Origin of the sequence: Lapillicoccus jejuensis (assembly GCF_006715055.1) — a bacterium.
Taxonomy (GTDB): Bacteria; Actinomycetota; Actinomycetes; order Actinomycetales; family Dermatophilaceae; genus Lapillicoccus; species Lapillicoccus jejuensis.
The window spans coordinates 673649-687298 of sequence record NZ_VFMN01000001.1 but is presented as its reverse complement, the minus strand read 5'-3'; the positions used below and the strand labels follow the sequence as shown (position 1 = coordinate 687298).

Sequence of the window (13650 nt, the reverse complement as noted above, 5' to 3'; positions counted from 1 at the left end):
TGGTGACCTCGGTGTCCTCGTTCGACGCGGCGCTGCTGCTGCCCGCGCTCGCCCCCGCGCTCGGCGCGCTGCTCGTCCTCGTCGTCGACGCGGTCGTGCCCCGCACCGCCCTCGTGCACCAGGTCGTCGGGCTCGTCGCCCTCGTCGTCGGGGCCGGGGCCGCGGTGCTCACCCTGCGCCAGCCCGGCGGCGACGGGCGCTCGACCCTGTGCCTGCCGGACGGCGGGCCGTGCTTCTGGACCACGACCGGGGTCAGCGCCGCGCTCCAGCTGGGGGCGCTGCTGTCGGCCGTCGTCGTGCTGCTCCTCGCCGCGCCGCTCGACCCGACCGGCGGCCAGGAGGACCGCACCGCGGTGACCGTCGCGCTGCTGCTGGCCGCGACGAGCGGGGCGGCCGGCGTCGCGTCCGCCCGCGACCTCGGCTCGTGGCTGGTCACCCTCGAGCTGGCGACCCTGCCGGTCGTCGCGCTCGCGGCGCTGCCCGCCACCCGCCGCGCCGTCGCGGGAGCCGTCCAGCTGCTGCTCACCTCGCTCGTCTCCTTCGCCGTCCTCGCCCTGGCCGCCGCGTGCTGGTACGCCGCCACCGGCTCGCCGTCGCTGACCGGCGCGGCGGTGCTCGGCGTCACCGGCACGGCCCAGAAGGTCGTCCTCGGGCTCGCCGTCGTCCTCGTCGTCGCCGGGGTCGGCTTCAAGCTGTCGCTCGCGCCCTTCCACGCGTGGACCCCGACGGCGTACGCCGGCGCCCCGCTGCCGGTCGCGGTCTTCCTCTCGGCGACCTCGAAGGTCGCCGCGCTCGGCGCGCTGCTCGTCGTCGTCACCGCGCTCGAGTCGCTGGGCCGGGCCGCGATCGTCACGACCGCCGCCGTCGCGCTGGTGAGCATGACGCTGGGCAACCTCGTCGCGCTGCGCCAGGACGACGCCGTCCGGTTGCTGGCCTGGTCGACGGTCGCGCAGGCCGGCTGGGTCGTCCTGCCCCTGGTGAGCGTCAGCTCGCTCGGCGCGCGGGCCAGCGCGTCGTACCTGCTGACGTACGTCGTCGCGACGGTCGCCGCCTTCGCCGTCGTCGCCGTCGTCGTGCGGGGGACCCGCGGGCGCGCCGGTCGCCGGCTGACGTCGTACACCGGTCTGGTCCGCGCGCACCCGTTCCTCGGTGGGGTCCTCGCCCTCGCCCTCACCGTCCTCGCGGGCGTCCCGCCGGGCGTGCTCGGGGTCGTCGCCAAGGTCGTCGTCCTCGAGCCCGTCGTGGCCGAGGGGTGGTGGCCGCTGGCCGTCGTCGCGGCCCTCAACGTCGTGCTCGGCGTGGCCGTCTACCTGCGGTGGTTCCTGCGGCTGCTCCAGCGACCCGAGGGCGCACCGGGGGGTGCGGGGGCGCCGGGGCCGGTGCTCGCCGAGGCGGCGCCGCTGCACCGCGTCGCCGTCGTCGTCAGCGGGGTCCTGCTCGTCGCGCTGTCGGTGCAGCCGCAGCTGCTGCTGGGTCTGCTCGGCTGAGGGAGGACGCCCGCGAATCGGATTCGGCCCGCTCGGCTCTGGTCGCACACCGAGCCGAGCGGGCCGAATCCGATTCGCCGGGGTTGGTCCGGTCCGCGCGAGGCGGGGAACGGGCCGAGCGGCGTCGGCGTTCATCCGTCATGCACCGGCACTTCAACGGACTCAAGACCGCGGGCCTCTTCGGCGCGATCTGGGCCCTGCTGCTCGTCATCGGCGCGCTCGTCGCCGGCGGGCGGTTCATCTGGGTCTTCGCGCTCATCGGCGTCGCGACGACGTTCTACGGCTACTGGAACAGCGACAAGCTGGCCATCCGGGCCATGCAGGCCTACCCGGTGAGCGAGGCGCAGGCCCCCGCGATGTACCGGATCGTCCGCGAGCTGTCGACCCGGGCGGGCAAGCCGATGCCGCGGCTCTACATCTCGCCGACCGAGGCGCCCAACGCGTTCGCCACCGGCCGCAACCCCCAGAACGCGGCGGTCTGCTGCACGGAGGGGATCCTGCGGCTGCTCGACGAGCGCGAGCTGCGCGGTGTCCTCGGGCACGAGCTGCAGCACGTCTACAACCGCGACATCCTCACGTCCTCGGTGGCCGCGGCCATCGCCGGCGTCATCACCTCGGTCGCGCAGATGCTCATGTTCGCCGGCATGTTCGGGGGGATGGGCGGCGACGACGAGGACCGCCCGAACCCGTTGGCGCTGCTCGTCCTCGCGCTGCTCGCGCCATTCGCGGCGACCGTCATCCAGCTGGCCATCAGCCGCACCCGCGAGTACGACGCCGACGAGGACGGCGCCCGCCTGACCGGTGACCCGCTGGCGCTGGCCTCGGCGCTGCGCAAGCTCGAGCGCGGGACGGCGGCCGCGCCGCTGCAGCCGCAGCAGCAGATCGTCAACGCCAGCCACATGATGATCGCCAACCCGTTCCGGGCCCAGGACGTCTCCAGGCTCTTCTCGACGCACCCGCCGATGGACCAGCGGATCGCGCGGCTCGAGCAGATGGCCGGCTACCGCGCCTGAGCCCGGTCCGCTCGACCGGTCCGCTCGACCTGTCGCGTCAGCGACGGCGGGGAGCGATCTCGCCGGAGCCGCGCAGCACGAGCCGCGGCGGGATGACGCGGGCGCGGGGCGGTGAGGTGTCGCCCTCGATCCGGGCGTAGAGCTGCTCCGCGGCCTCGCGGCCGAGCCGGGCGACGTCCTGGCGCACGACGGTCAGGCCGGGGACGAGCAGCTCGGCGAGCGGGAAGTCGTCGAAGCCGACGAGCGCCACCTGGTGCGAGAGGCCCAGGGTCCGCAGCGCCCGCGCCACGCCGATGGTCACGACGTTGCGCCCGGCGAACACGGCGGTGGGGGCGTGCGCGCTGCCGTCGAGCAGACCGATGGCGGCCTCCTCGGCCGCGTCCGGGGTACGCAGCCCGGTGACGACGAGGTCCGGGTCGAGGTCGACCCCCGCCTCGCGCAGCGCGGCCTCGTAGCCGAGACGGCGCTCGCGCGAGGTCTCGATGCTCGTCAGGTCGGCGAGGAAGGCGATCCGCCGGTGCCCCAGGGAGAGCAGGTGGTTCGTCGCCATGACGGCGCCCCGCCGGTTGTCGACGGTGACCGAGTCGGCGGCCACCCCCCGGGGCTGGCGGTCGACGAAGACGACGCGCAGCCCGGCGGCGACGTCGGCGGCCAGGTAGGACTGGTCGACCGAGGCGGGCATCATGACCAGCCCGTCGACGCGGCGCCCGACCAGGTCGGAGACGAGCAGGTGCTCGCGCTCGGCCTCCTCGTCGAGGCTCGCGGTCAGCACGACGTCCCGGCGGGCGCGGGCCTGGTCCTCGAGCGAGCGCAGCAGCCCGGCCGAGAAGCTGTTGGAGACGTCCTGCAGCAGCGCCCCGATGACCCCGGTGCGGGCGGAGCCCCGCCGCAGGTTGCTCGCCGTGCGGTTGGGTCGGTAGGCCAGGCGCGCCACGGCGCGCTGCACGCGCTCGGCCAGCTCGGGGGCGACGGTCGTCTCGCCGTTGACCACCCGGGAGACGGTCTTGAGGCTGACGCCCGCCAGCGCCGCGACGTCACGCATCGTCGCGCGGTCGCCGACCGGCGCGACGGGAAGACCGCCGACCGGCTCGGACATCGTTGTCTCGGACATGGTCTCAGATTAGACAACAGCCTTGACCTGAGTACAAGAGGTGGCTGTAAATGGCCGGGACAACGTTGTCTCACCGGGAGGAAACCCCAATGCTCAGCACCGTCTCGACCCGCCGCACCCGCGCGGCGGTCGCCCTCTCCGTCGCCGGCCTCGCGCTGGGCCTGTCGGCCTGCGGAGGCAACAGCGGCTCCGGCTCCGGCAGCTCCGGCAGCTCCGGCGGCTCCGGAGACAAGATCGGCGTCTCGCTCATCACCAAGGACTCCACGAACCCCTTCTTCGTCGCCATGCAGAACGGTGCGAAGCAGGAGGCGCAGAAGGCCGGCAACATCGACCTGACCGTCGCCTCCGGCAGCAAGGACGGCGACGAGGCCGGCCAGATCACCGCCATCGAGAACTCGATCGCCAAGGGCGACAAGGGCATCCTCATCACCCCCAACGGCCCGGGCGTCAACGCGTCGATCAAGAAGGCCCGCGCGCAGGGCCTCTACGTCATCGCCCTCGACACCCCGCCGGACCCGGCCGACACGGTCGACATCACCTTCGCCACGGACAACTTCAAGGCCGGCGAGCTCATCGGCCAGTGGGCCAAGGCGCAGATGGGCGGCAAGCCCGCCGTCATCGCCCTGCTCGACCTCTTCAACGACAAGGTCGTCTCGGTCGACTACAACCGCGACCAGGGCTTCCTCAGCGGCATGGGCATCGACACGGTCGACAAGAAGAAGAACGGCGACGAGGCGAAGACCGGCAACTACGACGGCGGCACCTACACGATCGTCTGCAACGAGCCCACCCAGGGCGCGGAGGACGGCGGGCGCACCGCCATGGAGAACTGCCTCACCAAGAACCCGAACATCAACCTCGTCTACACGATCAACGAGCCGGCGGCGACCGGCGCCGACGCGGCCCTCAAGGCCGCCAAGAAGACCGGTTACACGATCGTCTCGGTCGACGGTGGCTGCCAGGGCGTCAAGGAGGTCAAGGACGGCGTGATCGGCGCGACGAGCCAGCAGTACCCGCTGAAGATGGCCCAGCTCGGCGTCGAGGCGATCTCGAAGTACGCCAAGGACGGCACCAAGCCCTCCACCTCGCCCGGCCTCGACTTCTTCGACACCGGCGTCCAGCTGGTGACGGACAAGCCGGCCAACGGGGTCACGAGCATCACGAGCGACGAGGGCTCGAAGGTCTGCTGGGGTTCGGCGTCGTGACGTCCTCCGCGACGAAGGGCGGCGCTCGCGAGAGCGCCGCCCAGGCGGAGCTCTCCCGCCGGGCGCAGAGCCCGGCCCAGCGTCTGCAGCACGTGCTGCACTCCAACCCGGCGATCAGCCCGGCCATCATCCTCGTGCTGACCGTCGTCGTGTTCTCCCTGCTCAACTCGCGCTTCGCGTCGGCCAACTCGCTGTCGCTGCTCGTGCAGCAGACCGCGATCGTGGCCGCCCTGGCCATCGGCCAGACGCTCGTCATCCTCACCGCCGGCATCGACCTGTCGGTCGGCGCGATCGCCATCCTCTCGATGATGGTCATGGCGACGGTGGCCGCGAAGAACGGGGTCCCCGGACCCGTCGCGCTGCTCATCGGGGTCGCGCTCGGGACCCTCGCCGGGGCGCTCAACGGGTTCCTCGTGACGCGGCTCAACCTGCCGCCGTTCATCGTCACGCTGGGCTCGCTGAGCATCTTCACCGCGCTCGCGCTGCTGTACTCCAACGGTCAGAGCATCGGGGCCGACCAGATGCCCGACCTGCTCAACTGGACGGGGAACAGCTTCTCGATCGCCGGGTTCGTGGTGACGAACGGCGTCGTCATCGTCCTGCTGATGTACCTCGTCGTCGGGTTCGCGCTCAGCCAGACCGCCTGGGGCCGGCACGTCTACGCCGTCGGGGACGACGCCGAGTCCGCCCGCCTCTCGGGCATCGCCAGCAAGCGCGTGCTGCTGTCGGTCTACACGGTGGCCGGCCTCATCTTCGGCATCGCCGCCTGGTGCCAGATCGGTCGCGCTTCCGTCGCCTCTCCCAACGGGATCGTCGACGCCAACCTCAACAGCATCACCGCGGTCGTCATCGGCGGCACCAGCCTCTTCGGCGGGCGCGGCGGCGTCCTCGGCACCCTCATCGGCGCGCTCATCGTCCAGGCCTTCGCCACCGGGCTCTCGCTCGCGGGGGTCGACCAGAACTACCGGCTGCTCGCCGTCGGCATCCTCGTCATCGCGGCCGTCGCCGTCGATCAGTGGATCAGGAAGGTGAAGTCGTGAGCACCAGCCAGGACGCGGTCCCGTCCTCGTCGGTCCCGCCGTCCGAGCGGGGCAACGCCCCGATCCTCCAGGGCAAGGGTCTGGTCAAGACCTTCGGCCGGGTCATCGGGCTCGACGGGGTCGACCTCGAGCTCTACCCGGGCGAGGTCCTCGCCGTCATCGGCGACAACGGGGCCGGCAAGTCGACCCTCATCAAGTGCCTCTCGGGGGCCTACACCATCGACGCCGGCGAGCTCACCCTCGACGGGCACACGGTGAAGTTCAGCAAGCCGCAGGACGCCCGCGAGGCCGGGATCGAGACCGTCTACCAGCAGCTGGCCGTCATCCCGGCGCTCGACATCGCGAGCAACCTCTACCTCGCGCGGGAGGAGCGCCGACCCGGGATCCTGGGCTCGGTCTTCCGGATGCTCGACAAGAAGGGCATGCGCGACCGGGCGAGCACCTCGGTGCAGAACCTCGGCATCCAGACCATCCAGAACATGGGGGTCGCGGTCGAGAGCCTGTCCGGAGGTCAGCGGCAGGCGGTGGCGGTCGCCCGCGCGGCCGCCTTCGGGAGCAAGGTCGTCATCCTCGACGAGCCGACGGCCGCGCTGGGGGTCAAGGAGGGCAACGCCGTCCTCGACATGATCAAGCAGCTGCGCGAGAGCGGCGTGCCGGTCATCGTCATCAGCCACAACATGCCCCACGTGTGGGAGGTGGCCGACCGGATCCACATCCAGCGGCTGGCCCGCCGGGCCGCGGTGATCACGCCGCAGTCGCACACGATGGGTGAGGGCGTGGCGATCATGACCGGGGCGATGACCGTCGAGGGCGTCGAGTCCGGGAGGGCGGCGGGGTGACCGTCGTCGTCGGCTACGTGCCGACCCCCGAGGGCTCGGCCGCCGTCGATGCGGCGGTCGAGGCCGCCCAGCGCACCGGCGCGCGGGTGGTGGTCGTCAACACGTCGTACCACGGCGACTACGCCCACCCGTCCTTCGCGACCGAGCAGGACATCGACGCGCTCGACGCCCAGCTCGCGCAGGCCGGGCTCGAGCACGAGATCCGCCGCCCGCTCGACGGGTCCGGTCCGGCGACGACGATCCTCGCCGCCGCCGAGGAGACCAAGGCGGACCTCATCGTCATCGGGATCCGTCGCCGCTCGCCGGTCGGCAAGCTGCTCACCGGTAGCACCGCCCAGCAGGTCCTCCTCGAGGCGGACTGCCCCGTCCTCGCGGTCAAGCCCCGCGCCTGACCGCACCAGCACGACGCCGTACGGCGTCCGGCACCTCCCCAGGCGCCCGTCCTCCTCCCGGAGGGCGGGCGCCGTGCCGTGCCCCGGCCTCACCCTCTTGAGCGATCGCTCAATATGCTCTACCGTGTGATTTGAGCGATCGCTCAACGACGCGGAGGAGAGTGGCATGAGGTGGTTCTCGCAGCAGCGCGACCCGGCCTGGGCGCTGGTCGTCGACGGGATCGCGTGGGGGGCCGGAGTGGGGTTCGGGCTACCCGTCCTCCTCGGTCTGCTCGCGACGGTCGGGGTGCGCGGCCCCGGCGCGCTGGCCTTCGGCCTGTTCGTGGGGCTGGTCGGCCTGCTGGTCGGGACGGCGGTCGGGCTGGCGGTCGGCACATGCGGCGCGGTGGCGCTGGCCACCTGCCGCCGGCTGGACCGGCCCCCCGGCGAGACGGCGCTGACGACGATCGCCGTCGCCCTGCTCGCCCCGGTGGCCGTCGCCGAGCTCTCGAGGCGCGACCCGAGCCACTCCGTCCTCGTCCTCGTGGTCATCGCCTCCGGGCCGCTCGTCCTCGACGTCGTGCGGCTGGGCCACCGCGCCACCCCTGCCCGTCGGCCCGGTCGACGGTCCCGGGTCTGCGGGCTCCGCCGATGAGCGGCCGGCCGCTGTACGTCGAGACCACCACCCGGGCGCCCGTCGCCGAGGTGTGGCGCCGGACGCAGGACCCGGTCGCGCACGCGCGCTGGGACCTGCGCTTCACCCGCATCGACCTCGACGCGGCCGGCCCGACGCCCGGGTCGCCGCGGACCTTCACCTACGCGGTCGGGCCGGTCGCCGGGGTCGGCGTGACGAGCGCCGACCGGCACCACGCCGACGGGTCGGCGACGTCGGCGCTCCGCTTCCGCTGCGACGACGTGCGCTCGCCGCTGCGCGAGGGCCGCGGTTACTGGCGCTACGTGCCGACCGACGACGGGGGCACCCGGTTCCTCACCGGCTACGACTACACCCCGCGGGGACCCGCCGACCGGCTCGTGCGCCCGCTGCTCGGATGGGCGACCGCCTGGTCCTTCGACCGGCTCCGGCTGTGGGTCGACGAGGGTCTCCCGCCCGAGACCGCGCGACGGAACGCCCTGCTCGAGGGGGTCCTCCGCGTGGGCGCCGCCGCTCTCGGAGCCGGTCTCGTCGTCGCCGCCGTCCGCACCCCGCACCACCGCCTCGTCCCCAGCGCCCTCCGCTGCCGCCGGCAGCCGCGCCCCACCACCTCCCGGGAGGCCACGCCATGAGCTCCGTCTTCGCCCAGGCCCTCGACCTCGACCTCGACCGGTTGCACCCGCAGCTGCAGCGGCGGTTCGGTTTCTCCAGCGACGACCGCGTCGCCTGCGTCGGCACGGGCGTCATGCAGCGGGTCTGGCGGGGGAGCCCTGCGCTCACCCCGTGCCTGCGGCTCGGCGCGACCCGCAACCTGCTGTTCCCCGAGGCCGGCACCGACGTGCCGTTCACCATCGAGAACTACGCCTACCGCGACTCCTTCGGTCGCGAGACGCTCACCTTCGTGCGGACCTTCGAGGTGCGCCCGGGGCGGAGGCGCCGGTTCGACGCGACGATGGTCTTCTCGCCCGAGCGCGGCCGCGTCGTCGACTACCTCGGCACCCACCAGCACGTGGCCGCCGACCTCGACCTGCACGTCGACCGCGACGGCGCTCTCGTCGTCCGCAGCGGCGGGTTCCGCTTCTACGAGGGCCGGCTCGGGGTCCGGCTGCCCCGGGTGCTCGCGGCCGACGCCCTCGTGCGCGAGTCGTACGACGACGCGGCAGGATGCTTCCGGATCCACGTCGAGGTCCGCAACGCCGTGGTCGGGCCCGTCTTCGGGTACGACGGGTCGTTCACCGTCCGCTACCTCGACCTGGTCGCCGCCGGGGGTGAGGTGCCCTCGGCGGTCAAGCCCTACCGCGAGGAGTGCCGTGCCTGAGGACACGAGGACCGAGAGCACCCGTCGCCGACTCGTCGAGGCGACGATGGAGACCATCCGCACGCAGGGGATCGCCAAGGTGTCGGCCCGCACCATCGCGGCGGCCGGGGACGTCAACCAGGCGCTGGTCTTCTACCACTTCGGCACGGTCGACAGCCTCGTCGCGCACGCCTGCGTGACCTCGACCCGCGAGCGGGTCGAGAACTTCCGGCCGCGCTTCGAGGCGGTGCCCTCCTTCGCCGGGCTCGTCGCCCTCGGCCGCGAGATCCACGACGAGGAGGCCGCCCTCGGCAACGTCACGGTCCTCGCCCAGACCCTCGCCGGGTCGCAGGCCAACCCCGCGCTCGCGGCGGCGACGGGGGAGTCGCTCGGCCTGTGGCGCACCGAGATCGAGCGCACCCTCACCCGGCTGCTCGCCGGCTCACCGTTCGACGAGCTCGTCGCCCCCGGGCTGCTCGCCGACGTCGTCACCTCCGCCTTCATCGGCCTCGAGCTGATGGTCCCCACTCGCGAGGGCGAGAACGTGCCGAGCACGATCGAGGCGCTCGACCGGCTCGAGGACCTCGCCCGCAGCATCGACGGCCTCGGCCCCGTGGCCCGCCGGGCCCTACGGGGTGCCCTGCGGCGGGTCTGACGCCGCGCGTCGTCGTCCGGGGCCCCGCGTCAGCGGCGGTTGGTGAACTGCAGGGCGGTGTCGAGGTCCGCGCCCTGGATGAGCCGCTGCACGGCCTGCAGGTCGTCGCGCGACTTGCTCGTCACCCGCAGCTCGTCGCCCTGGATCTGGCTCTTGACCGACTTGGGGCCCTCGTCGCGGATGAGCTTGCCGATCTTCTTGGCCACCTCCTGCGAGATGCCCTCCTTGAGGCCGACCTGCAGGCGGTACTCCTTGCCCGAGACCCTCGGGGTCGGGGTGTTGTCGTCGTTGCCGTAGTCGAGGTGCTTGAGCGAGACCTTGCGCTTGACCAGCCAGGTCTGCAGGACGTCGAGGACGGCCAGGGCGCGCTCCTCGGAGTTGGCCTTGATGAGGATCGACTCGCCGGAGAGCTCGAGCGAGGCGCCGACGCCCTTGAAGTCGTAGCGGGTCGCGACCTCCTTGGCGGCGGTGTTGACGGCGTTGGCGATCTCCTGGTGGTCGAGCTTGGAGACGATGTCGAACGACGAGTCGGCCATGGCCGGGCACTTCCTCACTACGGGCTGGACTGCGGGCTGGACTGCGGGTGGACTGCGGGGGACGGGGCCGGGGAGCCGTCTCCGGAACCGGATTCGGTGCCCCGTGCACTCCTTGCTATCCTTCCATGCGCCAGCACGGCGGGTTGCCCGAGCGGCCAATGGGAGCGGACTGTAAATCCGTCGCGAAAGCTACGAAGGTTCGAATCCTTCACCCGCCACGAGATGGCACAGCCATCCGGCACCTGACCCCCGCTTAATGCGGGGGTCAGGTGCGTTTGCGGGAGATTTTCCGGCGATCCGAGGCGACCGCCGGACGATTGCGGCCCCCCGACCACCGTTTATCGAGGTCATTGTGCGCCGTGGCAGGCGCCGACCCGAGGTTTCCGCAGGTGTCCCCAGGTCGGCCCAGATGGCGGGTTCCGAGCGGTCGTGCGGCGGGTGGTCCTTGGGCGAGGGCGCCGGTGACCCGGGGCGACCTGAGGGAACCGGGGTCGGTGCAGGCGGGGATTGCCGGTCCCGGTGAGGGCCGGACGGTCCGCCGGCATGACACCCACCAGCACGTCCGCGGCCGCGGAGGCCACCACCTTCACCAGCACCACGATGCTCTCGATGCGGGAGGTCTGCCACCTCACCGGGAAGCCGGGCAGGCCCAGGGACCGCAAGACCGTCGCGGGGTGGATCCATGCCGGTCGGTACCCGCACGCGGACAAGGCGCTGACCGGCCGCCAGGAGTGGACCGTCCCGGTCCAGGACTTGGTCGACGCAGGCGACCTCGATCCCAGTCACGTCATCGAGGTCGCCGCCACCCTGGAGACGCTGCGGGAGTCGAGGCAGGTCAGCGACCTTCGCGAGCGTATCCGCCAGCTCGAGTCCCAGCTCGCGGTCACAGCCGCCCTCGCCGCCGAGCGGCAGACCGCCCTCGAGGCCTTGCATCGGGTCCTCGCCCTGGCCGTGCCGTCCGGAGCCGTCCGGTGAGCCGCCCGCTGACCGGCAGCATCAGGGCCAACGCTTCAGGCACCTTCACCGCATCCCTTCCGGCGGACCGCGGCTCAACGACCCGGCCGCAGGCCACCTTCTCGACCAGGCGCGAGGCTCAGCAGTGGCTGCGGCGGGCGATCGAGGCCCGCACCGCGGGCCGCGCGATCCCCCCGGCGAACGGTCACAGGTCACCGGGCGCCGGCGGCAGCGGAACCCCGTTCAAGAGCGTCGCCGAGCGATGGGTCCAGGAGCGCTACGTCGAGGACGGCCACGGCGACATCGGCCGTGAGACCCAGGTCCGGGGCTACGTGAACGTCATCGACTCCTACCTGGTCGACCACCACCTCAGCCTCGAGGCGATCACCCGCCAGGACGCCCGGCGGATGTACCAGCACCTGCTCAAGGTCCCGACCGCTCGCACCACGGCGGACTTCCCGACGCACGAGAACCCGGACGCCGTCGGGACCATGGATCAGGGCCGCGCCCTGCTCGCCGAAGCCGGTCGCCCATGCTCGACCTCGACGTTCAAGCGCGCCCGGAGGACCGGACGCATCAAGCCCGTCGGAAGACGCGGCACCGCCAACCTCTACCGCTTCGGCGACCTGTTCGAGCCCCAGGCGGGCTTGGCCACCAGCGCGCCGAGCGACGGGGCGCGCTACGCCCACAGCACCCTGCAGGACGTCCGGCGCACCTTCCGAGCCGTCCTCGCCTACGCCGAGAGTGAGGGAATCGCGCTCCAGCCTCAGGTCCGCGCCGCCGAGATCCCGAAGAACACCGTCCCGAAGACTACCACCCGGGCGGTGACGCTGGAGGAGACCGGCCGCGTGGCGGCACGCCTGCACGTCGTGCACCAGCTGGTTCTCTGGCTGCTTCGCCTGCTCGGTCTGCTGGTGTCCGAAGCGTACGGACTGCTGGTCGAGGACGTCGTCGACGCCGGCGCCGGCCGGCCGGGCATCCTGACCGTCCAGTCGCAGGGCGGTCGGAAGTTCCACCGTCGCGGACCCGATGGCGCGAGAGTGACCACCGATCACGTCGACGAGACCAAGGCCGACTCCTGGCGCATCCTGGTGGTGCCGGCGCCCCTGATGGACCTGATCCGAGTGGTGATCGACGTGTTCCACACCGACCCCGCCGGACACGTCCACACAAAGGCGCGGCTCGTCCCGGGACTGCAAGCCGACGACACGGGTGGGCAATCGGCATTCCGGAACGCCCTTACCGGTGCGGCCGCGGCCGAGGGGCTCAATATGCGCCTTGAAGACACGAAGCTGCGGGCCCGGCAGGGCATGGTGACGGTCGCGCCGACTCCGCAACGCATGCGCCAGTCCTTCGCGACCGCCCTGCAGGCCAACCGTGAGGTCGTGGAGAACATCCGGGCGTACATGGGGCACCGCCGCGGCACCGAGGTCATCCACCAGCACTACCTTCTCGAGGACCTCGAGATGAAACCGCAACGCGATGTGGCCGCCACGATGACTGAGCAGATCGTGACCCGCCTTCCGGACGGTCTCATGGTCCCCACTGCCACCTCGTGTACGACCGGTCGGCAACGGGCACTCGCGCGACGCGCGGCGGAAGTCGACGCCAAGCTCATCGACCTGGGATGGTTCGTCGAGCAGATCCCGGACGGAGATTGGCTGTCCGTGGCCCAGGCCGCTGAGCTCCGGGGAGTGACCACTGCTCAGATCCTGGACGACATTCGCAACGGCCGCCTGGAGAGCATGAAGGCCCTGCGCGCTGATCAGGCCGGCTTCCGCTACCTAGTCGACGTCAAGGGGCTGCTACGGATGGCCGACGAGCTTGGCGCCGGCTCCAGTATGCGCGAGCTTGCCCACGAGCTCGGCGAGCCCTACGACAAGATCCGTCAGTACATCACCCGTCACCCTGACCTCAGCTGCGTGGCACGCGATGGTGTACGCGATCACCAGATGTCAGATGAGGTTGCCAACCATGTGCGCAGCTACTTCCTGGCGCAGCGTGCCCTTGCCGAGCGCGCGATCCGTATGCCCGACGCTGCGAAGCAGCTCAGCATCAGCGTCGCGAGCGTCAAGACCCTGATCAGGCACGGTCAGCTCCAGGAGGACGATCGCTTCCACGGTGGCGTCCAGTCCGTCACCCGGCTGAGCTTGGAGAAGTACCAGGCAAGGGGTAGGCATCGGTTGCGACGCGGTCACTGATCGTTTCCGATGCCACGTGTCGACTTGTTCGAGCCATCGCTTCTGTCGGGGGCGTGCGCGAGTCCCAGCCGTCCGGGATCGATGTTGACCGAACAATGAACGGCTGCTGGAGGGTCGTACGTGCGGGCAGCACCCCCCCAGCCCAATCGTAGGCATCGCACGGGTGGGCATCACCCCAAGTCAGAGCCATGAGAATCTTGACCCCTGTCACCGGCCCTTCATTGAGGCACGAAAGCCATGGCCTGACCCACGACGTTGTCCGACAGTCACCGGCCCTTCGGGGGCCGGT

The 13650-nt window shown here is 71.8% G+C and carries 14 protein-coding genes and 1 tRNA gene; 13 read left to right on the top strand and 2 right to left on the bottom strand.

Going from position 1 to position 13650, the window contains the following annotated elements:
• The first annotated feature begins 2 nt into the window (after positions 1–2).
• Positions 3–1487 (top strand): proton-conducting transporter transmembrane domain-containing protein, encoded by a 1485-nt coding sequence (locus FB458_RS03325; RefSeq protein WP_246061040.1) that lies wholly within the window; start codon positions 3–5, stop codon positions 1485–1487.
• Between the two features lie 140 nt (positions 1488–1627).
• Positions 1628–2500, top strand: coding sequence for a zinc metalloprotease HtpX (htpX, locus tag FB458_RS03320; protein ID WP_141846751.1), 873 nt, complete (start codon positions 1628–1630; stop codon positions 2498–2500).
• Between the two features lie 37 nt (positions 2501–2537).
• Here htpX and FB458_RS03315 read toward each other — a convergent pair whose 3' ends face one another.
• Positions 2538–3611, bottom strand: a complete 1074-nt coding sequence (locus tag FB458_RS03315) for a LacI family DNA-binding transcriptional regulator (RefSeq protein WP_246061039.1) — start codon at positions 3609–3611, stop codon at positions 2538–2540.
• Positions 3612–3700: 89 nt separating this feature from the next.
• Here FB458_RS03315 and FB458_RS03310 point away from each other — a divergent pair, with 89 nt between their 5' ends.
• The 8 genes from FB458_RS03310 (at position 3701) to FB458_RS03275 (ending at position 9670) form a co-directional block, all read left to right on the top strand.
• Positions 3701–4816 carry a substrate-binding domain-containing protein gene (locus tag FB458_RS03310; RefSeq protein ID WP_141846749.1) on the top strand — a complete coding sequence of 372 codons (1116 nt, stop codon included), beginning with the start codon at positions 3701–3703 and terminating at the stop codon, positions 4814–4816.
• Complete coding sequence (locus FB458_RS03305) at positions 4813–5856, top strand: ABC transporter permease (protein WP_141846747.1); 1044 nt, start codon at positions 4813–4815, stop codon at positions 5854–5856. Before FB458_RS03310 ends, FB458_RS03305 begins: the two co-directional genes overlap by 4 nt.
• Positions 5853–6695 carry an ATP-binding cassette domain-containing protein gene (locus FB458_RS03300; protein WP_141846745.1) on the top strand — a complete coding sequence of 281 codons (843 nt, stop codon included), beginning with the start codon at positions 5853–5855 and terminating at the stop codon, positions 6693–6695. Before FB458_RS03305 ends, FB458_RS03300 begins: the two co-directional genes overlap by 4 nt.
• Positions 6692–7087 (top strand): universal stress protein, encoded by a 396-nt coding sequence (locus tag FB458_RS03295; RefSeq protein WP_141846743.1) that lies wholly within the window; start codon positions 6692–6694, stop codon positions 7085–7087. The genes FB458_RS03300 and FB458_RS03295 overlap by 4 nt, the downstream gene beginning before the upstream one ends.
• A 166-nt stretch (positions 7088–7253) precedes the next feature.
• Positions 7254–7721 carry a hypothetical protein gene (locus FB458_RS03290; RefSeq protein WP_141846741.1) on the top strand — a complete coding sequence of 156 codons (468 nt, stop codon included), beginning with the start codon at positions 7254–7256 and terminating at the stop codon, positions 7719–7721.
• Positions 7718–8350, top strand: a complete 633-nt coding sequence (locus FB458_RS03285) for an SRPBCC family protein (RefSeq protein ID WP_141846739.1) — start codon at positions 7718–7720, stop codon at positions 8348–8350. The genes FB458_RS03290 and FB458_RS03285 overlap by 4 nt, the downstream gene beginning before the upstream one ends.
• Complete coding sequence (locus FB458_RS03280) at positions 8347–9036, top strand: DUF4166 domain-containing protein (RefSeq protein ID WP_141846738.1); 690 nt, start codon at positions 8347–8349, stop codon at positions 9034–9036. The genes FB458_RS03285 and FB458_RS03280 overlap by 4 nt, the downstream gene beginning before the upstream one ends.
• Positions 9029–9670 (top strand): TetR/AcrR family transcriptional regulator, encoded by a 642-nt coding sequence (locus tag FB458_RS03275; RefSeq protein ID WP_246061038.1) that lies wholly within the window; start codon positions 9029–9031, stop codon positions 9668–9670. Before FB458_RS03280 ends, FB458_RS03275 begins: the two co-directional genes overlap by 8 nt.
• 29 nt (positions 9671–9699) lie before the next feature.
• Here FB458_RS03275 and FB458_RS03270 read toward each other — a convergent pair whose 3' ends face one another.
• Complete coding sequence (locus FB458_RS03270; protein WP_141846736.1) at positions 9700–10206, bottom strand: YajQ family cyclic di-GMP-binding protein; 507 nt, start codon at positions 10204–10206, stop codon at positions 9700–9702.
• A 137-nt stretch (positions 10207–10343) separates the two neighbouring features.
• Here FB458_RS03270 and FB458_RS03265 point away from each other — a divergent pair.
• The 3 genes from FB458_RS03265 (at position 10344) to FB458_RS03255 (ending at position 13361) form a co-directional block, all read left to right on the top strand.
• A tRNA-Tyr gene (locus tag FB458_RS03265) sits at positions 10344–10424 on the top strand.
• A gap of 325 nt (positions 10425–10749) precedes the next feature.
• Positions 10750–11181 carry a hypothetical protein gene (locus FB458_RS03260; RefSeq protein ID WP_141846734.1) on the top strand — a complete coding sequence of 144 codons (432 nt, stop codon included), beginning with the start codon at positions 10750–10752 and terminating at the stop codon, positions 11179–11181.
• Positions 11178–13361 carry a hypothetical protein gene (locus FB458_RS03255; RefSeq protein ID WP_141846732.1) on the top strand — a complete coding sequence of 728 codons (2184 nt, stop codon included), beginning with the start codon at positions 11178–11180 and terminating at the stop codon, positions 13359–13361. The genes FB458_RS03260 and FB458_RS03255 overlap by 4 nt, the downstream gene beginning before the upstream one ends.
• The last annotated feature ends 289 nt before the right edge of the window (positions 13362–13650 follow it).